Annotated in this window: 17 protein-coding genes; 10 read left to right on the forward strand and 7 right to left on the reverse strand. The window is 62.0% G+C overall.

Annotated elements, in window-relative coordinates; translation table 11 throughout:
- Window positions 1–5: 5 nt before the first annotated feature.
- Window positions 6–1,733 (forward strand): ShlB/FhaC/HecB family hemolysin secretion/activation protein, encoded by a 1,728-nt coding sequence (locus B9Z39_RS15570; RefSeq protein WP_108302425.1) that lies wholly within the window; start codon window positions 6–8, stop codon window positions 1,731–1,733.
- A gap of 17 nt (window positions 1,734–1,750) precedes the next feature.
- Here B9Z39_RS15570 and B9Z39_RS15575 read toward each other — a convergent pair whose 3' ends face one another.
- The 4 genes from B9Z39_RS15575 to B9Z39_RS15590 are packed head-to-tail and all read right to left on the reverse strand — an operon-like array spanning window position 1,751 to window position 5,501.
- Complete coding sequence (locus B9Z39_RS15575) at window positions 1,751–2,743, reverse strand: tripartite tricarboxylate transporter substrate binding protein (RefSeq protein WP_233249041.1); 993 nt, start codon at window positions 2,741–2,743, stop codon at window positions 1,751–1,753.
- A 34-nt stretch (window positions 2,744–2,777) separates the two neighbouring features.
- Complete coding sequence (locus tag B9Z39_RS15580; protein ID WP_108302427.1) at window positions 2,778–3,842, reverse strand: Ldh family oxidoreductase; 1,065 nt, start codon at window positions 3,840–3,842, stop codon at window positions 2,778–2,780.
- On the reverse strand, window positions 3,835–4,509 hold the full coding sequence (locus tag B9Z39_RS15585) for an aspartate/glutamate racemase family protein (protein WP_100148153.1): 675 nt from the start codon (window positions 4,507–4,509) through the stop codon (window positions 3,835–3,837). The genes B9Z39_RS15580 and B9Z39_RS15585 overlap by 8 nt, the downstream gene beginning before the upstream one ends.
- Entirely contained in the window at window positions 4,506–5,501 is a 996-nt protein-coding gene (locus B9Z39_RS15590; RefSeq protein WP_100148152.1) for a tripartite tricarboxylate transporter substrate binding protein, read from the reverse strand. The genes B9Z39_RS15585 and B9Z39_RS15590 overlap by 4 nt, the downstream gene beginning before the upstream one ends.
- Before the next feature lie 66 nt (window positions 5,502–5,567).
- Here B9Z39_RS15590 and B9Z39_RS15595 point away from each other — a divergent pair, with 66 nt between their 5' ends.
- On the forward strand, window positions 5,568–6,044 hold the full coding sequence (locus tag B9Z39_RS15595; RefSeq protein WP_233249042.1) for a lipocalin family protein: 477 nt from the start codon (window positions 5,568–5,570) through the stop codon (window positions 6,042–6,044).
- 20 nt (window positions 6,045–6,064) lie between these two features.
- Here B9Z39_RS15595 and B9Z39_RS15600 read toward each other — a convergent pair whose 3' ends face one another.
- Together B9Z39_RS15600 and B9Z39_RS15605 are read right to left on the reverse strand one after the other, a co-directional pair.
- Window positions 6,065–6,280: a SlyX family protein gene (locus B9Z39_RS15600; RefSeq protein WP_100148150.1), complete on the reverse strand. Its 216-nt coding sequence runs from the start codon at window positions 6,278–6,280 to the stop codon at window positions 6,065–6,067.
- Window positions 6,277–7,218: a LysR substrate-binding domain-containing protein gene (locus tag B9Z39_RS15605; RefSeq protein ID WP_108302431.1), complete on the reverse strand. Its 942-nt coding sequence runs from the start codon at window positions 7,216–7,218 to the stop codon at window positions 6,277–6,279. The genes B9Z39_RS15600 and B9Z39_RS15605 overlap by 4 nt, the downstream gene beginning before the upstream one ends.
- Window positions 7,219–7,359: 141 nt before the next feature.
- Here B9Z39_RS15605 and B9Z39_RS15610 point away from each other — a divergent pair, with 141 nt between their 5' ends.
- From B9Z39_RS15610 to B9Z39_RS15620, 3 genes are read left to right on the forward strand one after another with little or no spacing between them, the layout of a single operon-like run.
- Complete coding sequence (locus B9Z39_RS15610) at window positions 7,360–8,343, forward strand: aldo/keto reductase (protein WP_108302433.1); 984 nt, start codon at window positions 7,360–7,362, stop codon at window positions 8,341–8,343.
- A gap of 39 nt (window positions 8,344–8,382) precedes the next feature.
- On the forward strand, window positions 8,383–9,459 hold the full coding sequence (locus tag B9Z39_RS15615) for a S9 family peptidase (protein WP_100148147.1): 1,077 nt from the start codon (window positions 8,383–8,385) through the stop codon (window positions 9,457–9,459).
- 43 nt (window positions 9,460–9,502) lie between these two features.
- The gene (locus B9Z39_RS15620; protein ID WP_108302435.1) at window positions 9,503–10,531 is read left to right on the forward strand and encodes a tripartite tricarboxylate transporter substrate binding protein; all 1,029 of its coding nucleotides are present in this window, start codon (window positions 9,503–9,505) and stop codon (window positions 10,529–10,531) included.
- Here B9Z39_RS15620 and B9Z39_RS15625 read toward each other — a convergent pair whose 3' ends face one another.
- Window positions 10,532–11,464, reverse strand: a complete 933-nt coding sequence (locus B9Z39_RS15625; protein WP_108302437.1) for a dihydrodipicolinate synthase family protein — start codon at window positions 11,462–11,464, stop codon at window positions 10,532–10,534.
- Between the two features lie 110 nt (window positions 11,465–11,574).
- Between B9Z39_RS15625 and B9Z39_RS15630 the strand changes: the two genes are divergently transcribed.
- From B9Z39_RS15630 to recD, 5 genes are all read left to right on the forward strand, one after another.
- Window positions 11,575–12,141, forward strand: a complete 567-nt coding sequence (locus B9Z39_RS15630; RefSeq protein ID WP_108302439.1) for a tautomerase — start codon at window positions 11,575–11,577, stop codon at window positions 12,139–12,141.
- A gap of 22 nt (window positions 12,142–12,163) precedes the next feature.
- The gene (locus tag B9Z39_RS15635; protein ID WP_108302441.1) at window positions 12,164–12,466 is read left to right on the forward strand and encodes a DUF2080 family transposase-associated protein; all 303 of its coding nucleotides are present in this window, start codon (window positions 12,164–12,166) and stop codon (window positions 12,464–12,466) included.
- A 125-nt stretch (window positions 12,467–12,591) separates the two neighbouring features.
- Window positions 12,592–16,248, forward strand: a complete 3,657-nt coding sequence (recC, locus tag B9Z39_RS15640; protein WP_158269518.1) for an exodeoxyribonuclease V subunit gamma — start codon at window positions 12,592–12,594, stop codon at window positions 16,246–16,248.
- Window positions 16,245–19,850 (forward strand): exodeoxyribonuclease V subunit beta, encoded by a 3,606-nt coding sequence (gene recB, locus B9Z39_RS15645; RefSeq protein WP_108302445.1) that lies wholly within the window; start codon window positions 16,245–16,247, stop codon window positions 19,848–19,850. Before recC ends, recB begins: the two co-directional genes overlap by 4 nt.
- Window positions 19,847–21,736 (forward strand): exodeoxyribonuclease V subunit alpha, encoded by a 1,890-nt coding sequence (recD, locus tag B9Z39_RS15650; protein ID WP_108302447.1) that lies wholly within the window; start codon window positions 19,847–19,849, stop codon window positions 21,734–21,736. The genes recB and recD overlap by 4 nt, the downstream gene beginning before the upstream one ends.
- Window positions 21,737–21,789 lie beyond the last annotated feature (53 nt).

Consider the following 21,789-nt stretch of genomic DNA (forward strand, 5'->3'; position numbering starts at 1 on the left):
CACCCATGACCGTTTCCCACAACGATTGTCTTCGTCGTACGCTGCATCCACTTTCACTGGCAAGCTGGCTGGTTCTGTCGCTACTCTCATCTGGCGCCGTGCATGCCGCCGATGTCGATGCAGGTTCGCTGCAACAACAAATCGAACGCAATCAAAGCTTGAAGTTGCCGCGGCAAATGGCACCGCTGTTGCCCAAGCCCATCGCCACGACACCCAGCGCAGGTTTGAAAATTTTTGTCAAACGCTTTCAGGTCGAAGGCAACACCTTGCTGGATGACGCCACCCTCGGTGCTCTGCTTGAGCGCTACCAAGGCAGAGAACTGTCTTTCAGCGACATTGAAAGCCTGATCGCCGAGCTGGCTGCGTTGTTTCGTGAGGCGGGGTGGACGGTTCAGGTTTACTTGCCGGAACAAGATATCAAGGATGGGGTGATCATCATCCAAGTCGTGCAGGCACGGCTGGGAAAAGTACTGATTGAAGGCGAGGTTCCCAAACCCGCCACCCCAGAGGGTCTTAAAGCACTCATTCAAGCCCATCAAGCCAGCGGCGAGTATTTGAGCGCCAAGGCCGTCGATCGGGCGTTGTTGATTGCCGATGATATTTCCGGTGTCTACGTCAATGGCAACCTGAAAGAAGGTCAAGCGCAGGCAGAAACCGACTTGGTGCTCCAGGCCATGCCCAAGCCCCGTTTTGAAGGCAATGCAACCACGGACAACACCGGCTCAAGAGGGACAGGCGTCAACCGGTTGCTGTTGAATTTGAATTTCAACAGCGTGATCAATGATGGCGATGTGATCAATACCAACTTCATCGAAACCAAAGCGAGTCGCTATGCACGCATGGGCTGGACTGTGCCTGTGGGCAACGATGGGTTGAAGGTCAGTGCCAATGCATCCCATCTCTCCTACAGCGTGTTGCAGTTTCAAGAGACGGTGGCGCCCACCGGAACAGCAGACACCACAGGCGTTGAAGTCAGCTACCCATTGCTGCGCTCTCGCACACAAAACATTTATGTCAGTTTTGCCATCGATGAGAAGCGGTTTCAAAACTACAGCGAGGGGCAAATTAAAAGCAATTACTCAAACCGCCCCAAGTCCTTGGGGGTGTACGGCAACAGCTTTGACGACTGGGCCGGTGGCGGCGCCAACACCGGCAGCTTGACCTTCGTCAATGGTTTCTTGAATTTGGATCAGTCGCCCAATGCACCTGAGATTGCGGTGACCACTCAAACAGCTGGCGCTTATCGAAAGATTCGTTACGCGCTGAGTCGACAACAGTTCTTGACTTCTGACTGGTCTTTGTACGGCTCGCTGTCCGGCCAAGTGTCACGGGCAGGCAAAAACCTCGACTCGTCGGAGAAGTTCTACCTTGGCGGAAGTTCTGGCGTGCGTGCCTACCCCAGCAGCGAAGCGGGTGGCGGCAAGGGCGTGATGGGCAATATCGAGTTGCGCTGGCAACCCGACGCTCGGCTCATGTTGGCTGGGTTTTACGACATCGGCCATGTGGTCATGTACCCAGCCAAGAACCTGCAAGATGTGACGGCGCTCAATCAGTACGCTCTCAAAGGGGCCGGGTTTTCCGCCGCATGGCAATTGGCCAATGGCGCTGCTTTGAAACTCATTTGGGCCCGACGAATCGGCAACAACCCAAGTGCCAACATCGAAACGGGCAAAGACTTGGACGGCTCGTTGGTCAGAACACGAATCTGGACATCCCTCAATCTGCCGTTTTGATTTTCAGGGGTTGGCTGTCAATCCGCCGTGATGCCCGCCTGCCGAATCAAGGCTTCATAGCGCGCCAATTGCGCGCGCAGGGCAGTGGCCAACTCTTCGGGGCTGCTGCCTCGCGGCGTTAAGCCTTGCGCCATGAGTTGCTCGCGCACACCAGCGTCACCCAAGGCTTTGACCACCTCCGACTGAACCCTTTGCACAATGGCTTTGGGCGTTCCTGCGGGCGCCATGATGGCAAACCACGAGTTGAACTCAAAGCCCGGCAAGCCAGACTCCGCCACCGTGGGCACCTCGGGAAACTGCGACAAGCGCTTGGGCGTGCTCACCGCCAACAAACGCAGCTTGCCCGCCTTCACCAAAGCATTGACGGTGGCAATGCCTTGAAACTCTGCGTCCACCTCGCGCCCGGCCAAACCCACGGCGGCTTGTGTCGCGCCCTTGTAAGGCACGTGGGTGAGTTGCAAACCGGCTTGCGACGCAAACAAGGCCATGGCCATGTGCTGTGGGCTGCCATTGCCGCCCGAACCGTAGTTGATCTTGCCCGGCGTTTTACGCGCCGCTGCGATCACATCGGCCACGGTGTGCCAAGCTGAGTCAGCCGGCACCACCAGGCCCCACTCGACCGTGGCCACCAACGACACGGGCTCAAAGTCACGCACGATGTCCCAAGGCAACTTGGCATTCAAGTTGGGCAGCATGGTCATGATGCTGTCGTTGAAGCCCCCCAGGGTGTACCCATCGGGGGCCGACTTGGCCACCCGGTCGGTACCAATCACGCCCGAGGCACCCGCTTGGTTTTCAATGGCGATCCCGGTGGCTAAACCGACCGAGGCTTTTTGCATCACGATGCGCGCCGCGTTGTCGACCGCGCTGCCTGCCGCCAACGGAACCACCATGCGAATGGGCTTGTTCGGGTAACCCGCTTGCGCCCAACTACCCCCCGCACTCAGCCCCATGGCACTGACCGCACTGGCTTGGGCCAAGCCTTGTTGAAGGAACACACGTCGTTGCATGGCTGTCTCCTGTTGTATTTTTTTGTATGTTGATTTAAACGGCTGTGTCCAGCAAGGCTGGCACGTTGAGTTGCGCTGACACGGTGTTGAGTTGTGTCAACAGCGCGGGGGCAATGGGAATGCCGTCGCGTTCATACGCGGTGCGTTTGGCTTCACTTTGTTCACCAGGCAACCAAATGCGCTCCACGCCGGGCATGCGTTCGCTGCCGCGCAACTCGCGCACCAGTTGGTCCACACGGGCTTTGAATTCACCCACATCGCCAAAGGCCGCCGGGTCAATCACCGCGATGGCTTGGCCGGTGTTGGTCACGCTGTGGTCGTCGTGGTTGAAGTCAATCACCGAGCGGCCCATGGCCGCACCATTCAAGGTGCCCGCCAAGATGCCCACCACCAAAGACAGCCCGTAGCCTTTGTAGCCACCGATGGGCATCAAGAAGCCTTCTTCGCTGCGCTTGGGGTCGAGCAGCGGTTGGCCTTGGCGGTCGATCATCCAGCCCTCGGGCATCATTTCGCCGCGCTGCGCTTTGGCTTTGACCTTGCCATAAGCCGCCACGGTGGTGGCCATGTCCAGCACGATGGGTGCTTCTTCTGCCGTTGGAATTGCAACCGCGATCGGGTTGGTCGACAACAACATGTCCAAGCCACCCCAAGGTGGCAAGTGGTTGGCATTGCCGACTGCAAAGTACAAGCCCAACATGTCATGCGCCAGCGGCATGCGCGCGTACAACGAGGCAGGGCCTGCGTGGTTGCTGAAGCGGCTGCCCACCCAGGCAATGCCGCAGGTGCGGGCTTTTTGAATCGCCAGTTCGGTGGCTTGCTGCATCACCAAGTGCCCCATGCCGTTGTCGCCATCGATCAAGGCCATGGCGGCGCGCTCTTGCACCACGCGGATGTTGGGTTTGACATTGACGCCACCTGCCAAGATGCGGCGGCTGTACTGCGGCAGACGAATCACGCCGTGGCCGTCAGACCCTTGCAGATCGGCTTGCGCCATCAGGCGGCCCACCGTGGCGGCATCGGCATCGGGGAGCCCCAGGGCTTGCATGGCGGTGGTGATGTAGCGCGACAGCTGCGCAACGGAGACTCGAATATCAGACATGGTGCATCGCAAGTTGCAGCGCCAAGACGGCGCAATCGGGACTGGACAACACGGGCACAGCGCTGTGACGCTGCGCCAACGGTTGGGCGGCTGCCATGGAGAACTGGGCCAACATCACCACGTCACAACGCGGCAACTGGGCCAAGGACTTGGCAATTTTTTGGTGGTGTAACTCGGCTTGGCCCGCAGCCAAATCGGCCATGGCTTCGGGCACAAACACGGTGTGCAAATCAATCGCCTGACCACGCGCTTGGGCCATGGCATGGAGCTCTTGCCCCATCGAAGCCAGCGAGGCTTCAAAGGTAGCCACCAGACCCAGCGACAAACGGCCATGGGCCGCAGGCGTTTGCAGCGCTTGCTCAAACATGGCTTCGTTGGGTTTCAAGGTGGGCAGTCCGGTGGCTTGGGCTGCGGCCTCAATGGCCGGGCCAAAGGCCGAACAGGTGAACAGCACGCCGGTGCAACCGGTGCCCTGCACGTAATGCGCCAGGTCCACAAAACGCTGCACCATGGCGGGTGTGAGGCTACCCGTCTGGGCCAAGTCACGCGACAGGCTGTCGTCGAGTACGTTCATGCATTGGGCTTGGGGCCACAGGCGTTGAAAGGCGTGTTGAATCGGCTCCATCGCCAAGGCCGTGGCGTGGATCAAGGCAATGCGCGATGTCATTGCTTGTCGATTTTGGCTTTGACAATCACGTCATGCCAGCGGTGAATGTCTGACGCCAACAGCTCCGCAGCTTGCTCGGGCGTACCGCCTTGGACGTTGACGTTCACATCGCTCAAGCGCTTTTTCACATCGGGCATTTGGAGGATGGTTTGAATTTCGCGGTTCAAACGCATCACCACCTCACGTGGTGTGCGAGCGGGCACAGCCAGGCCATTCCAAGAAGCAGCCTGGAACTTGGCCAAACTGCCGCCTGACTCGTGCACCGCTGGCACATCGGGCAGGTTGGGCGAACGCTTGTCCCCCAACACCGCCAAAGGACGCAAGGCGTTGGACTTGATTTGAGGCATCACTGGGCCCAAGATTTCAAGCATGGCGTCCAAGTTGCCACCACGCAAGGCTGTGATCACAGGCGGCGTGCCGTTGAAGGGCACGATCTGCGCCTGCAAACCCGATGCCGACAAGAACAACTCTGCGGCCAGTTGCTGCGTGGTGCCAATTTGCGGCGTGCCAATGTTGAGCTTGCCAGGGTTGGCTTTGGCATAGGCCAGCAAGTCGGCAAAGGTTTTGAAGCGGCTGCCTTCAGCCACGGCAATCACCAAGTCGAACGAGGCCAGCTTGGAGACGGGTGTGAAGTCTTTGATGGTGTCAAACGGCAAGCTCTTGAACAACGAAGCACTGACCGCCGTGCCGCTGGAGATCAGCAACAGGGTGTGACCATCGGGCTCCGAACGTGCCACCTGCTCGCCCGCCACGATGCCGCCCGCACTGGGTTTGTTTTCAATCACCACCGGTTGGCCCAAAGCCTCAGAGAGTTTTTGGGCCACGGTACGTGCCGTGATGTCAGCGGCACCACCCGCAGCATTGGGCACCAAAATTTTGAGCGGCTTGTTCGGAAACGCAGCGGTTTGGGCCAAGACACTGGTACACGCCAAGACGCCCAGCGAAAGCGCCAGAGCCAAGGAACGGAGGGGGTGTGTAAGATGTTTTTTCATAACACAGCACTTTACACAATTGCCATGCTCTTTAGATCACGCTTTCTTCTTGTTTTGACATGCGCCATGTGGTGCCTGAGCAGCCACGCCGAGGCCCCTGTCAGCAGCGTGGCGCAGGTGGACTTGGCACGCTATGTGGGCAAGTGGTTTGAGATTGCCAGCTTTCCCATGTTCTTTCAGCGCAAGTGCGTTGGCAACACCACCGCCGAATACGCCCGCAACACCGATGGCAGTGTGGCCGTGACCAACCGCTGCGACACCGCCGACGGTTCCACCCAAGCCCAAGGCAAAGCCACGGTGGTCGAAGGAACAGGCAATGCCCAGCTCAAGGTGTCATTCTTCTGGCCGTTTCGCGCGGACTATTGGGTGATTGCCTTAGACCCTGAGTACCGCTGGGCCGTGGTGGGCAACCCCAACCGCAAATACCTGTGGGTGTTGTCGCGCACACCCACGTTACAACCTGAGTTGATGGACGCTGCGCTGCTGAGCGCCAAGACGCAGGGCTTCGATTTATCGCAACTCAAGTACACACGCCAAGACTGAGTCGCCCGGGGCCAATGCATTCAGTAATGCGGAGGCAATTCGTCTCGCAAATTGCGCGACTGCCCGCCCCCGCCCTCTGGCATCTGTTGACGCAACTGCGACACCTCGCGTAACAAAGCATCGATGTGTTGCTGCTGCTGGTAAATCACTTGGTTGAGCTGCTCCACCAGGTCTTCGGTGAAGCTGGCCTTGATTTCCAAATCGGTCAGCCGTTGGTCGATGTCGTGAGGGGTCATGGTGTGGAGCTTGAGTCAGGGGTGCGAAGCGCAAGGTCGATCTTAGGCCTTGTCCAATCGGCACACAGCATACGGATGAATTCGGACGTGAAGCCACGCAGGTGTTGCTGGCGATGCAACCACACATAACTGGCGGACGGGGAAAACAAGTGGCGAGCTTGAATACTTTGGAGCCCCGTATCGCGCTTGGCATCAAAGGCAATCTCGGGCAAGGTGGCAATGCCCATGCCCGAGGCCACAAAGGCCTTGATCACATCGGCATCGGTGGCGCTGAGCACCACGTTGGGTTGAATTTTTTGGGCGTCGAACGCACTCATCACCGCCACGCCACCGGCAAACGATTTGTCGAGGTTGATCATGGGGTAATGCGACAAGTCCTTCAAGCTGATGCGTTTTTTTTGCAGCAAAGGGTGGCGCTCGGGCACCAACACGCAACGGCTGATTTGGTACCAAGGCAAGCGCGCCAACTCGGGCGTTGCGATGGTCGGTGCGGTGCACACGCCCATGTCAGCCTCACCGGCACTGACCCATTGCACGATTTGGTCGGGGTTGCCTTGGCGCAAACTCAAACGCACCTCGGGGTATTTGAGTTGGAAGCGTCGCACCACCGGAATCAGCAAATAGCGCGCATGCGCGTGGGTGGTGGCGATCACCAGGTTGCCCTGGGTTTCGTTGGCAGCATCCGCGCCCACACTGCGCAGGTTGTCGATGTCACGCAAGACGCGACGCGCAATCTCGAGCGCACTGCGCCCCGGCTCAGTGAGCGCAGCAATGCGATTGCCTTGGCGCACCAACAGGTCTACGCCCAGCTCTTCTTCTAACAAACGAATTTGCCGACTCACCCCGGGCTGCGAGGTGTGCAGCGATTGCGCCGCCTTGGTCAGGTTGAGGTCTTGCTCAACGATTTCCGTCAGGTAACGCAGTTGTTGCAGGTTCATGAGGCATCAGGATGGGTAGGCATGGCGCAGTGGCAGAAGCACTGTTGACTATGCGATTTGGTTATCGTAACCCAAGCAACAATTATTATTCGACATGCTTGATTTTCCCTACACTGCGCCCACAACAAGGGAGACCAAGCGATGAAACGCAAACGCCTCGGTGCATCCAGCCTAGAGGTTTCGGCCATGGGCTTAGGCCACAGCATGGGCTTTCAAGACTTCAGCGAACACGGCCTGAACGAATTCAAGCAACTGGTCCATCGGGCGCTGGAGCTAGGCATGAATTTCTTCGACAGCTCTGACGCCTACTGGGATGGGCTGCACGAAGAATGGCTGCGCCAGGCCTTGGGCGCCCAACGCCACCAAGCCGTGGTGGCCAGCAAGTTTGGCAACATCACCCTGCCCGACGGCAGCAAAGCCACCAACGCCCGCCCCGAATACGTGGCGTCATGCTGCGAAGCCAGCTTGAAGCGACTGGGTACCGACTGTATTGACCTGTACTACCTGCACCGCGTGGACCCCAACACACCGATTGAAGACACCGTAGGCGCCATGTCGCGCTTGGTCGAGCAAGGCAAGGTGCGCTACTTAGGGATCTGCGAAGCAGGCGTGGACACCCTCCAGCGCGCCCACCGTGTGCACCCCATGACCGCGCTGCAAACCGAGTTCTCGCTGTGGTATCGCGACACCGAGATCGAGATGATTGAGCTGTGCCGCCAACTCAATATCGCGTTTGTGGGGTACTCGCCTTTGGGGCGTGGTTTGTTGACAGGCGGCATCCAAAGCTTTGACGACTTAGACCCCAAAGACCGACGCCGCATTCACCCGCGCTTTCATGGCGACAACCTGGCCCACAACCTCACGCTGGTGGCGCGCATGCAAACCATTGCCGACCGCTTGGGGCTGACCACCGCGCAACTGGCCATGGCCTGGACAGTGGCGCAAGGTGACGACATCGTGCCCATCACCGGCACTCAGCGCGTGACGTACTTGGAACAAAGCGTGGCTGCGGCGGGCTTCACCTTGAGCGCCGACGACAGCGCAGAGTTGGAAGCCATCTTCACCCCCGAGTCGCGGGCTGGCGAGCGTTACCCACGCGCCATGCTGGCGGGCTTGGGTATTTGAGTTTTTTCTTTCATCACACCTACTTTTTACAGAGGCACCATGAGCAAAGATCCCCGCGTTGAATCGGCCATTTCACATTGGGCCCCCCGGTTTGTGTCGAACGGCGTGTTGCTGACCGACTTTCAAGAAGTCACCCGTGGCATTGAGCGCTGGGAAGACTGGACCAGCGCCTGGTGCAAACGCGCCGAAGTGCACGAAGCTCTGGGCCACGAGGCGTTGGCCGATGGCTACAAACTCAGCGCCAGCGAACACCTGTCGCGTGCCGCGGTCTACTACCACTTTGCCAAGTTTGTGTCGGTGCATGACATTGACGAAATGCGCGCCGCCCACATGAAGGCCGTGGCCTGCAAGCAGTTGGCGCTGCCGCACATGCGTCCACCCGCTAAGCGCGTGGAGATTCCGTATGAGACCGGCCATTTGGCGGGCTTCTTGAGGTTGCCTGCGGGCGCCGTCAAACCACCGGTGTTGATCATGGTGCCGGGCCTGGACTCGGCCAAAGAAGAACTCGAAGCCTATGAGCAACCGTTTCTCGCGCGCGGCATCGCCACCTTGATGGTGGACGGCCCTGGCCAAGGCGAGGCCGAATACGACTTCCCGATCCGTGGTGACTACGAGGTGCCCGTCAAAGCCATGGTCGACTGGGTGCTCACCTGCCCCGAGGTGGACAGCACCCGCATTGGCCTGTGGGGCGTGAGCCTGGGCGGGTATTACGCACCGCGTGCAGCGGCGTTTGAAAAACGCCTCAAGGCCTGCATTGGCTTGGCCGGTCCGTATGACTTCAGCGACACCTGGGATGCTTTGCCAGACCTCACCCGCGAAGCCTTTCGCGTGCGCAGCCACTTGGCCACGCAGGCTGAGGCGAAGGAATACAGCCGCAACTTGACCATGAAAAACGGCGTGGCCCAGCAGATTGAATGCCCGCTGTTTTTGGTGACCGGCAAGTTGGACCGCATCATCCCTTGGCAAGACACGCAGCGCATGGCGCAAGAAGCCTCGGGGCCGGTGGAGTTGCTGATCGTCGAAGACGGCAACCACATCGCCAACAACCGCCCCTACCGCTACCGCCACCGCACGGCCGATTGGATGGCCGAGCAACTGGGCATGCCACGCATTTGAGCCACGCACACACATCACAAACCCACACACATCAGGAGCCACCATGCCCACAGCCAAGACCTCGTTGAAGTCCACTGCCTTGCAGCGCCCCTTGGGGGCCCACGCATCGACCACGCGACGCGCCGCATTGGCGGTGTTGAGCGCGGCCTGTTTGGCGCCTCTTGGGGCACAGGCACAGGCCTACCCCAGTCGTCCCATCAAACTCATCTCAGGCGCCACGGCAGGCAGTGCCTCAGACATCGTGGCGCGCTCGGTGGCCGAACGGTTGCAAACCGAGTTGGGCGTGTCGGTGGTGGTGGAAAACAAAGCCGGTGCGGCTGGCACCCTGGGCATTCAAGCGCTGCTAGGCGCACCTGCCGATGGCCACACGGTGCTGGTCTACACCAGTGCGCACACGGTGCTGCCCTTGATCAACAAGGTGACGTACGACCCCTTGAAAGATTTCTCGGCCATCACCCCCCTGGCCATCGTGCCCAATGTGATGGTGGTCTCGCCCGCCAAGGGCTACAAGAGCGTGCAAGACGTGATCAACGCTGCCAAAGACAAACCCGGCCAACTCAACTACGCCTCGGTGGGCTTGGGCAGCGCCACCTACATGAGCGCTGAAAAGTTCAAGTTGGCCACCGGCATTGACGCCGTGCACGTGCCCTACAAAGGCTCGCCCGAAGCCATCACCGAAACCATGACCGGGCGCGTGGACTACTTCTTTGCGCCCTTGGTGTCGGCGCTGCCCATGATCAAAGCCGGCAAATTGCAAGCCTTGGCAGTAGGCACGCCCAAGCGCTCAGCCCAGTTGCCCGATGTGCCCACGCTGGCCGAGTCAGGTGTGGCCAAGGCCGACTATCTGTTCTGGACCGGCATGTTGGTGCCCGCCAAAACACCGCGTGATGTGGTGCAACGGCTCAACCAGCTGTCGCTCAAAGCCTTGCAGTCCAACGAAGTCAAAGAGCGTTTGGCCAGCCTGGGCGCCGAGCCTTTGCCCATGAGCCCCGAGCAGTTTGACGCCATGATCCGCGAAGAGATGGTCGCCAATGCGGCCATCATCAAGGCGGCGGGCATCAAGTCGGAGTGATCAGAGCGTCGCGAGACGACGTTGTTGCCGCTCAGTCAAGCGCGCAATATCGGCCACATCGGCCGCAGAGAGTTTGGGCCCAGGCTTGCGCACCGCCGCTGAGGCAATGATGCCGCGCTGCGCAAAGATGTGTTTGCGCACCGCCAGGCCCACACCCGCTTGTTGCTCGTAGCGGGCCAGTGGCAGATAGGCGTCAAAGAGGTCGTGTGCGCGCTCCACATCGCCGCTGGCGTGCGCACGACACACATCCACCATCATCTCGGGATAGGCAAAGCCGGTCATCGCGCCATCGGCACCGCGCGTGAGCTCTTCGGGCAAGAACAAGCCGCCGCCATTGCCGGTGAGGATGGACACGCGCTCCAGCTCACCCCGATCACTCGCCGCACGGATGGCCGAGAGCTTGGCCAAGCCGGGGCAGTCTTCGTGTTTGAGCATCACGCACTGGGGCGAGTTCTTGAGGATTTTCAAAATCACATCGGGCGACATTTGCACGCCCGTGGCTACCGGGTGGTCTTGCAGCACCCAAGGCACCTTGGAGCCTAAGGTTTCGTTGACCATGTCGAAGTACGCCACGATCTGCTCGTTGGTTTTGACCGTGCCGGGTGGCGCCACCATAACGCCTGCTGCGCCCATGTCCATCACGCTTTCGGTCAGTTCACGCATGGGCGCAAAACCGGCAGCCGATGCGCCCACCACCACGGGCACACGCCCTGCCACACGGGCCAAAACCTGCTTGACGAAGATGCGCGACTCTTGCGCCGTGAGCTTGGGCGCTTCGCCCATGATGCCCAACACCGTCAGGCCCGTCACACCTGTTTCCAACAAAAAGTCCACCATGCGGTCGGTGCTGACCAAGTCCAGCTCACCGCTGTCGGTGAAGGGGGTCACGGTGATCAGGTACACGCCGGTGGCGGATCGGTTCAATGCATGCATGGCAGGTTCACTCCTTAAAAGGATGCTCGCACCCTCTGGGCTTTTGAGCAGGTCATTCATGCGACACTTTTCGCACTTCGCACTTCGCACTCGCCTTTCAAGGAGCCTTCATGCCCGTCATCTCTGTCACCCTGCTGCCCGGCTACGCACCTGAGGTGCAACACCGTTTGGTGCAACGCTTAGCTGTGACCGCGCGTTCGGTGATTGCCGCAGCGGACGCAGGCACCACCGTGTTCATTCAAGAGGTCAGCACCTACCAGCGCGACGGCAAGGTGTTCACCGGCGGGGGTGCAGCACGCCCTGTGGCCAGCGAGGTGGTGATGGCGTTTTTGAATGCCCTGGGCGAGCGCAACTTGGACTTGGCCGCCACCCACCTGAGCGCCAACTTTGCCATGACGTTTCCCGACAAGGTGCAGATGCACACCTTGCAAGAGTTGGTCGCGTGGTCACGCCCGCGCTACCAATCGATCACCAAAACCGTTGAACACCTCGACGAGTCGTGGCGCGGCGACGGTGCGGTGGTGTACGCCAGCGGCTGCTTGAGCGGCGTGTTCCACAACGGCGACACCTTTGAAGGCATTCGCTTCATCGACCGCTTCGAGGTGGTCGACGGCAGGATTGAGCGGCAAGACGTGTGGAACGATTTAGAGGCGTATAAAATGATTCATGCGGCATGAATGCATGCCCAGGAGTTCAAACATGGAAAACTCAGTCGCTGAACAGCAAATCATCAAATCCATTGGCACCAGCGGCCAAATATCGCTAGGCAAGGAATACGCCGGGCGCAAGGTGTTGGTGGAAAGCCCCGAGCAAGGTGTCTGGGTTATTCGCACGGTCACCATCGTGCCGGACAACGAACGATGGCTGCACGAGCCCACCACCAAAGAAAGTGTGACCAAGGCCTTGGTTTGGGCCAAAAAGAATGCCCCCAAAGCGTCAAACCCCGATCAATTGCCCAGCGTGAAACCCCATGTCGTCAAACGCAAAGCACGTTCCACTTGACACGCTCTAAACCTTTCGGGTCAGCAAGTCGACCCGAGGCGTCGGCTTTCGTGACGGCAATTTTCTGCGGGTACTCTTGATCCAGCCCGATCACGATGCCACCTACGGAAAGAAATAAACACGCCATGCCCCACCCCACCGGCTTCATGGTGCTGCACAGCAACCAGTTGGAAGGCCTGCGCGATGTGATGGTGCAGTTCATCCAGAACAACCCCTTGCCGCCGCTCGCGCCCGAGGTGTTGCTGGTGCAAAGCAACGGCATGAAGCACTGGCTGGAGCTGGCCCTGGCGCGCGACAACGCCTTGGGCATTTGTGCCGCCACACAGATTGAGTTGCCCTCGGCCCAGCTGTGGCAGATCTACCGTGCAGTGTTGGGCCAAGACGTGGTGCCCGCACACATGCCGCTCGACAAGTCACCCCTGGTGTGGCGTTTGATGCGCCGCTTGCCCGCCTTGTTGACGCAACCCGTGTTCGAGCCGTTGGCCCAGTACCTGGGACAGCCCACACACAACGACGCGCAAGAAGCTCCCCAAGAAGCGCCCTATGGCCGCCGCGCCTACCAACTGGCGCTGCAACTGGCCGATGTGCTGGACGGCTACCAAAACTACCGCGCCGACTGGCTCGACGACTGGGCCGCCACACGCGACCGTTTGAACACCGCCCACGGCACCCCCATCGCCGTGCCCGACGCACAGCAGTGGCAGCCTGCGCTGTGGCGCGATTTGCTGCAAGACCTGGCCCAAGACACCCCCGCAGACCTGCGCTTTCGCTCGCGTGCCGACGTACATGAGGCGTTTGTCAAAGCGCTGCAACAACTGCCCGACGGCGTGCGCCCGGCCGGTGTGCCGCAGCGCCTGGTGGTGTTTGGCGTCACCTCATTGCCCATGCAAACCGTGCAGGCCCTGGCGGCCTTGGGCCGGGTGTGTCAGGTGTTGATGCTGGTGCAAAACCCGTGTCAATATTTTTGGGGCCATGTGGTGGAAAGCCGTCGGCCTTTGGCAACTTGGAGCCAGCACAGACAAGCACACAAACCCCACCTGCCCTTGCCCAGCGACAGCTTCACGCCAGCCGAGCAATACCAGTTGCACACCGACAGCAACCCCTTGCTCGCCGCTTGGGGCAAGCACGGGCGCGACTACCTGCACCTGCTCGATGGCTTTGACGATGTGGCGCGTTACCGCCACCAGTTTCAGCGCATCGATGTATTTGTCGACCCGGTCACCACGGCCCACGAACAGCAGCGCCCCGCCACCGTGTTGGAGCGCTTGCAGTCCGACCTGCTCAACCTCAACCCTGCGCCCACCACGCCTGAACCACTGCCGCCCGGCGACCAGAGCGTGACGTTTGTGCAAACCCATTCGGCACAACGCGAGGTCGAGGTGCTGCACGACCGCATCTTGGCCTGGCTCGATGCGCAGCCGCAGTTGCAACCGGGCGACATCATGGTGATGGTGCCCGACATGGCCGCGTTTGCACCCCACATCCACGCGGTGTTTGGGCGCTTTGCGGCGCACACACCACGCCACATTCCCTATTCCGTGGCCGACACCACGCCGCGCACCGAACCGCTGGTGCAAGCACTCGATGTGTTGCTGCAACTGCCGCAATTGCGCATCACCCGCGTCGAGTGGATGAGCCTGTTTGAAGTGGCCGCCGTGCGCGCGCGTTTTGGCCTGGACGAAGCCGATGTGGCGCAACTCGACGACTGGCTGCAACAGGCCGGGGTGCGCTGGGGCCTGGACGCGCCACACCGCCAGACCTGGGGCATGGATGCCGACTTGGCAGATGCGGCGCAAAACAGCTGGTTGTTTGGTGTGCAGCGCTTGTTGCTGGGCTACGCCATGGGTACGCCCGATGCCCACGCGGCGCACACGCCCGCCTGGCAAGACACTTGGCCGATGGCTGGCGTGGGTGGCCTGGACACGCGTGTGGTGGATGGTCTGCTGCAATGGTTGCGCGGCATCGAATGGGCCTTGAACCAGCTGCGCCAGGCGCACACGCCCGAGCAATGGGTGACGCTGCTGCAAACCCTGGTGGCGCAGTTTTTCAAGGCCAGCACCGATGCCGAGGTGCGCTTGATGGAACGCGTGATGGCACCGCTGGAAACCTGGCTGGCCGAATGCCAACTGGCACGCTTGGACGCGCCCCTGCCCTTGGTGGTGGTGCGCGAACACTGGTTGGGCCAGTTGCAGCAACCCGCCATGCACCGACGCTTCTTTGGCGGTGGCGTGCAGTTCGCCACGCTCATGCCCATGCGCTCCATCCCGTTTCAGGTGGTGTGTTTGCTGGGCATGAACGATGGCGACTACCCACGCAGCCAAACCCCGCGTGACTTCGACCTGATGGGCCAGGCACAGCTGTGGCGCGCAGGCGACCGCTCACGCCGCGAAGACGACCGTTATTTGTTTTTAGAGGCTCTGCTGTCTGCGCGCCAGCGCCTCTACATCAGTTGGCAAGGCCAACGCGCCACCGACCACCAAGACCAACCCCCGTCGGTGCTGGTGGCACAGCTCATGGACTACCTCAACGCGAGTTGGACTTTGGAAGCGGACACCGTCTCATCCTCCACCCTCTCACCCTCCTCGACCTCCGCCAAGCCCACACGCGCCGCGTTTGAAGCGCCCTTGCAACCGCTGCACGCGTTTTCACCCAGCTACTTTCAAGCCGACAGCGGCTGGGTCACCTACGCCACCGATTGGCAGCAGGCGCACAGCCCCGATGCAGCCGCGCTTGCCAACTCACCTTCGCACGTGCTGGCAACACAGACCCTCGCGACGGCCTCGACAGCGCGCCCTGCGCCAGCCGCAACCGCGCTACCCACCGACATCAGCCTGCGCCAACTCGCTCGCCTGCTGCGCCAACCCGTAGACGTGTTCGTGCGCGAACGCCTGCGGGTGCAGTTGGACACGCCCGACGAAGCCGCCCCCGAAGAAGAGCCGTTTGCACTGGATGGCCTGGACACCTACTTGTTCAGCCAAACCCTGGCCCGCGCCCCGGACCCCGAGCGTGCCTTGCAGCAATTGCATGGCAGTGGCCGCTTGGCGCTGGCGGGTTTCGGCCAAGCGCAACAAGCGCTGCTGCGCCAACAGCGCGAAGCCTTGTGGGCACGCTTGACACCCCGCTTGGCCGACTGGCCGCACGACCTGCCCGCGCAGTCGCTGGACCTGTCATTCACGCTGGCTTCAGGGGACATGCACCTGCACGCCGAGTGGCAGCCCGAGCCCCAGCTTTGGAAAACCAATGCACAGCGCAACGCCTGGTTGCAAGTGGATGTGCGACCCGGCTCGGTGCTGCAAGGCAAGCGAAAAACCGACAGCCAGCGCCCACGTGCCGAAACCCTCACCGAGGTGTGGCTGCAACACCTCGTGGCCTGTGCCAGTGGCACACCCACCACCAGCGCGCAAGTGGGCTTGGACGGCTGGGTGCAGTTCAACCCCCTCTCAGCCGACAACGCCAAAGCACAGTTGCACCACTTGGTGGATGCCTACGCACAGGCCTGGCAAGCGCCCTTGCCCGTGGCGCGCAAAACCGCGTGTGCCTGGCTCAATGCCCAACGCAGCCAAGACCCCCTGCCCTTGCAAGCGGCGCGCAGCAAGTTTGAAGGCGGGCACATGCAAAGCGGCGAATTCCCCGAGTCCACCACCTTGCAGCGGGTGTTTAACAGCTTCGACGATCTGGCCCCCCACCTGCCCGACTGGGCAGAGCGCTTGTATGGTCCCATGGTTGATGCGGCGGTGTTGCTGCCCAGCGGCGATGCCGCGCACAGCGAGGACACGCCATGACCGAGTTGCAGCCGCTCACCCTGCCCCTGAGTGGGCGCCAGGTGATTGAAGCCAGCGCCGGCACGGGCAAAACCTGGACGCTGGCCGCGCTCTACCTGCGCCTGGTGCTGGGCCATGGCCGTCAAGGCGCGGATGGCGAGCCCCAGGCTGGCTTGTTGCCACCGCAGATCTTGGTGATGACCTTCACCGAAGCGGCCACCGCCGAATTGCGTGAGCGCATTCGCCAACGCTTGCATGACGCGGCCGTGCTGTTTGACAGCAGTGCGCAACAGCGCCCGCTGCCGCAAGGCTTTGAGGCCGACACCTTTTTGACCGACCTGCGCGACAGTTATGACGAAGCGCTGTGGCCGCGCTGCGCCTTGCAGTTGAGTGCTGCGGCCGACTGGATGGACGACGCCGCGATCTACACCATCCACGGCTGGTCGCGTCGCATGCTGAGCCAACACGCGCTCGACAGCCGCCACCTGTTTGAACAAACCCGCTTGGACAACGCGCAAGCCCTGCAACGCCAGTTGGTGCAAGACTATTGGCGCACTTGGTTTTACCCCCAAGCCGCCGAGGTGCTGCAACAGGTGCAGCCGAGCATCGGGCGCTCGCCCGACGACTTGCTGAGCAAACTGCAACTGCTGTGGCGTGAACAAGACCGCACACCCCGTGCGCCCCAAGACCCCGCGTTCACGCCCAGCCAAGCCATCGCCGCCCACATGCAATGGCGCACGCAGTGCCACACCACCGCACAGGCTGCACGCCAAGCCTGGACCCCCGAGGTGCTGCAAGCCCTGCAAGCCAAGCGCCTCAAAGGGGCCTCTGAAAAAAATTACGCCAAGTGGCTGGAAGGTCTGCAAGCCTGGGTTGAGCACGCCGCCCCACTCAAGCCCGACACCCTGGCGCGTTTCACCCTCACCGCTTTGCACGACAAAGCTTGGCCCGAGCCCGAGCGCTTTGCATTTTTTGCCGCGCTCGAGGCGCATATGACGGTGGTTGCCGAGGCACCCGACACCGCGGCACGCATCACCCAGCATGCGGCACACGCCGTGGGTTTGGCCTACCAAGCCGCCAAAACACAGCGCGCGGCGTTTGACTTTTCGGACCTGCTGCAAAACCTCTACCGCGCCGTGATGGCCGAAGACGGCCGTTTGGCCGAGGCCATTCGTCAGCAATACCCGGTGGCTTTGGTGGACGAATTCCAAGACACCGACCCTTGGCAGTACGGCAGCCTGCACCGTATTTACGACCTTGCAACTGTCACAGCCGATAACGCCCTGGTGATGATTGGCGACCCCAAGCAGGCCATCTACAGTTTTCGCGGCGCCGACCTCAGCACCTATTTGCAAGCCCGTGGCCAAGCCCTGGCACACAACCCGCACGCCCTGCACACCCTGAGTGGCAACCGCCGCTCCAGCGCAGGTCTGGTGCGTGCCATCAACCATGTGTTCACACAAATCGATGCGCCGTTTTCGCCGGAGCACGCCAGCAGCAACGCAGGGGCCAGCGACATCGCGTTTGTCGAGGTCACGCCCGAGGGTGACGTGGCCGCACTGCCGCTGGGCAACGGTCACGTGCAACCCGGCCTCACCGTGTGGCAGTTGCAAGGTGACGAGCCGGTGGTCAAAGCCGGCGACCACCTGCACCACATGGCGGCGGTGTTTGCCGATCAGATGGCGCTGCTGCTCAACCAGCGCGTGGCCACGCCGGGCGACATGGCGGTGCTGGTGCGCAGCCAGTCACAGGCCGACGCCGTGCGTGAGGCCTTGCGCCAGCGCGCTGTGGCCAGCGTGTACCTGTCGGACCATGCCAGTGTGTTTGAAAGCCCCGAGGCCTTGGACCTGTGGCGCTTGTTGCGCGCTGTGGCGTCACCGCGCCAAACCCGCTGGGTGCGTGCAGCCTTGGGCAGCCCGCTGTGGGCGTTATCGCTCGACGAGGTGCTGGCCATCACCCAAGACGAAACCGCGTGGGAAGCTTTGCTCGACCAGTTCCACCACTGGCAACACCTGTGGCAACAACACGGTGTGTTGCCCATGCTGCACCAGTGGCTGCACAGCGGTGAGCGTGCCCAGCGCCTGGTGCGAGGGCACGACGGCGAGCGCCGCCTGAGCAACCTGTTGCACCTGGGCGAGCTGCTGCAACACGCCGCACAAAGCCTGCAAGGCGAACATGCGCTGGTGCGCCACCTGGGTCAGCAAATTCAGCAACCCAGCGAGAGCAGCGACGCCCACGCCATGCGGCTGGAAACCGATGCGCAGTGCGTGCAGGTCATCACGTACCACAAGAGCAAAGGCTTGCAGTACCCGCTGGTGTTTGTGCCGTTCGCGGGCAGTTTTGCGGTTGAAAAAACCACCGCAGCTCACCCTGCGCCAGACGACGAGGACGCCGACAGTGCCAGCGACACCGCCTCGTCCACCGACGAAGACATGCGCCTGCTGTATGTGGCCCTCACACGTGCCCAGCGTGCGCTGTGGCTGGGCGTGGCCGAGACCGCACGCGACCTCTCGGGCGACGCCGCCAAAGGCACGCTCAAGCGCAGCGCCTTGTCGCGCCTGCTCAATCGCCGTGAACGCGGTGATTTGCAAACGCAGTTGCACGCGCTGTGGGCCACCTGTAGCGACATCGCCGTGGCCCCCTTGCCCGCCTTGCAACAGGTGGCGTACCAGCCACCGGTGCAAACCACACAGCACCAAGCGGCACGCACGCCACAGCGCCAACACCACAGCCTGTGGTGGACGGCCAGCTTCAGCACGCTCACGCGGGGCCTGAGTTCTGACTCGCTGCGCGACGAGGCGGTGGCCGACGCCATCACCGATGCCGACACCAGCGACAGCGACGCATCGGACAGCACATCCGGTCACACGCTCGTCAGCCGCTGGCAAAGCTTTCCGGCCGGGGCGAGCTACGGCACCTTGCTGCACGACCTGCTGGAGTGGCAGTCGCTGCACCAATGGCCCGCCGCGCGTGACGAGGCTCCGGCGTGGGCACACGCCGAGTGGCACAGCTTGCTGCAACGCAAAGCGCGTTGGCTGCAATTGGACGATGCGGCCCAGGCGCTGCTGCCGCCGTGGATCGCCGCCTTGCTGAACAACACGCTGCCGCTGCAAGGCCTGGGTGCCGACTTGGTGCTGAGCCAGTTGCCACGCGAGGCCTTGTGGGCCGAAATGGAATTCAGCTTCGAGGCGCATGGCGTGTCTGCGGCCACCCTGGACCACTTGATCGGGCAACACCTGTTGCCGGGCGTGCCCCGCCCCGCGCTGCAAGCGCGTGTGCTGCAAGGCATGTTGACTGGCTTCATGGACTTGGTGGTGGCGCACGACGGGCGCTACTGGGTGGTGGACTACAAGTCCAACAAACTCGCCGACTACGGCAGCGCGTCGCTGCAAGACGCGGTGCTGCACAAACGCTACGACGTGCAGTACGTGCTCTACACCCTGGCCCTGCACCGCTTGCTGAAAGTGCGTTTGGCCGACTACGACTACGACCTGCACATGGGCGGCGCGGTGTACCTGTTCTTGCGTGGCATTGATCAGCCCGGTGCCGGCGTGCATGTGCAGCGCCCACCCCGCGCTTTGGTGGAAGCACTGGACGCCGCGTTTGCGGGAGGTGCAGCATGAAGCGCTTGCATGATCTGTTGCAGCCGCCCTGGCCCCATGCCGCACGCACGCCCTTGAGTGGGCTGGACTTGGCACTTGCCAACTTGCTGCAAAGCAAGCAAGCCAGCGACGACCCACGCCATCTGTGGCTGGCGGCACTCACCAGCCACCAATGGAGCCGAGGCCATGCGTGCCTGGACTTGGGGCTCTTGCGCAGCCAAGCCGCGCAGTTGCTGGGCTGGTCCAACGAGCAAGCTGCCGCACTGCCCGACACGCTGCACGCCGCCGCTGCCTCGCTGCCCTGGGCTGAAGTGATCCAGCCCAGCGCCAACGCCCACACCCCGGACTTGTTTGACGCCCCCAGCGGCAGCCAGCCTTTGGTGCTGCACTGCACGCCCGCGCACCCGCAAGGCAAGCTCTACCTGCGCCGCGCCTGGGCAGCCGAACAAACCATTCGCCAGCAACTCAGCGCACGCTTGACGCCCACCGCCGCGCCCGCCGATTTGCCACAACGCCTGGATGCCTTGTTCCCGGCGCCAGCGGACCCGACACACGCAGACATGCAACGGCGTGCCTGCGAGGTAGCAGCCACCCACCGCATCACCCTCATCACCGGCGGCCCGGGCACGGGCAAAACCACCACCGTGGTGCGCTTGCTCAGCACCTTGGTGGGCGCAGCCACGCCTGAGCAGCCGCTGCGCATTCACCTGGCAGCGCCCACCGGCAAAGCAGCGGCGCGTTTGACCGAGTCGATCACCCAAGCCTTGGGCAAGATGCCTGAGGCGGTGCGTGGCCTGATTTCTCCCCAAGCCCACACCTTGCACCGCTTGCTGCAACTGCATGGCACCCCCAGCAACGACACCCGCGAGCACCAGCTGGCCACCGATGTGGTGGTGGTGGACGAAGCCTCGATGGTCGATTTGGAAATGATGGCGCGCTTGCTCAAGGCCGTGCCGCTGCATGCGCGCTTGATCTTGCTGGGTGACAAAGACCAATTGGCCTCGGTGGAAGCCGGTGCGGTGATGTCGCAGCTGTGCACGGGCCCCCTGTTGCGCGACCTCACGGTCACGCTCACCCACAGCCACCGCTTTGACGCCCACAGCGGCATTGGCCAGTGGGCACGTGCCGTCAACAGCGACGACACCCACAACCGCACCCAGCTGCAAGCCCTCTGGCACGCCGCACCCGACTGGGTGGAGGCAGCAGACAGCACACACGACGTGACCCGCTTGCAACTGCCCCACGCAGCAGACCCGCGACTGGGCGGCGCACTGCGCCACGGCTGGCGTGTATGGCTGGCCTTGTTGGCTCCGCACCGTGACGGCCATGCGTGCAGCGACGCACAAGCTTTGGCCCTGTTGCACCAACTGGCGCAGTTTTGCGTGCTGTGCGCGGTGCGCGACGGTCCCTTGGGTGTGACGCAACTCAATGCCCAGATTGAGCGTGCGCTGGGTCTGGGCCAGGGCACACAACCCTGGTACGCCGGTCGCCCGGTGATGGTGACACGCAACGACTATGCGCTGGGCCTGATGAACGGCGACGTGGGTCTGTGTCTGCCCGGCCCTGACGGGGTGTTGCGGGTGGCATTCATCGACACAGCCGGTGATGGCACCCACGCCACGCCCCAAAGCGCACCCAGCGCAGGCGCGGTGCGTTGGGTGGCGCCTTCGCGGCTAGACGCCGTGGACACCGTGTTTGCCATGACCGTGCACAAATCGCAGGGCTCGGAGTTTGAGCACGTGTTGTTGGTGCTGCCAGCGCAAGACGTGCCGGTGCTCTCGCGCGAGTTGGTCTACACCGGCCTCACCCGCGCACGCACCAGGCTCACCCTCTGGGCACCCAACACCCAAGTGCTGTGGGACGCGTGCGCACGGCGCGTGTTGCGCAGCGGGGGCTTGGCCGACTAGGGCCACACAGCGCTAGGGAAAATACCCCCAAATTCAAGCGTGGGCGCATGGTC

It is taken from the genome of Limnohabitans sp. JirII-29 (assembly GCF_003063395.1).
In the GTDB taxonomy this organism is placed as follows: domain Bacteria; phylum Pseudomonadota; class Gammaproteobacteria; order Burkholderiales; family Burkholderiaceae_C; genus Limnohabitans.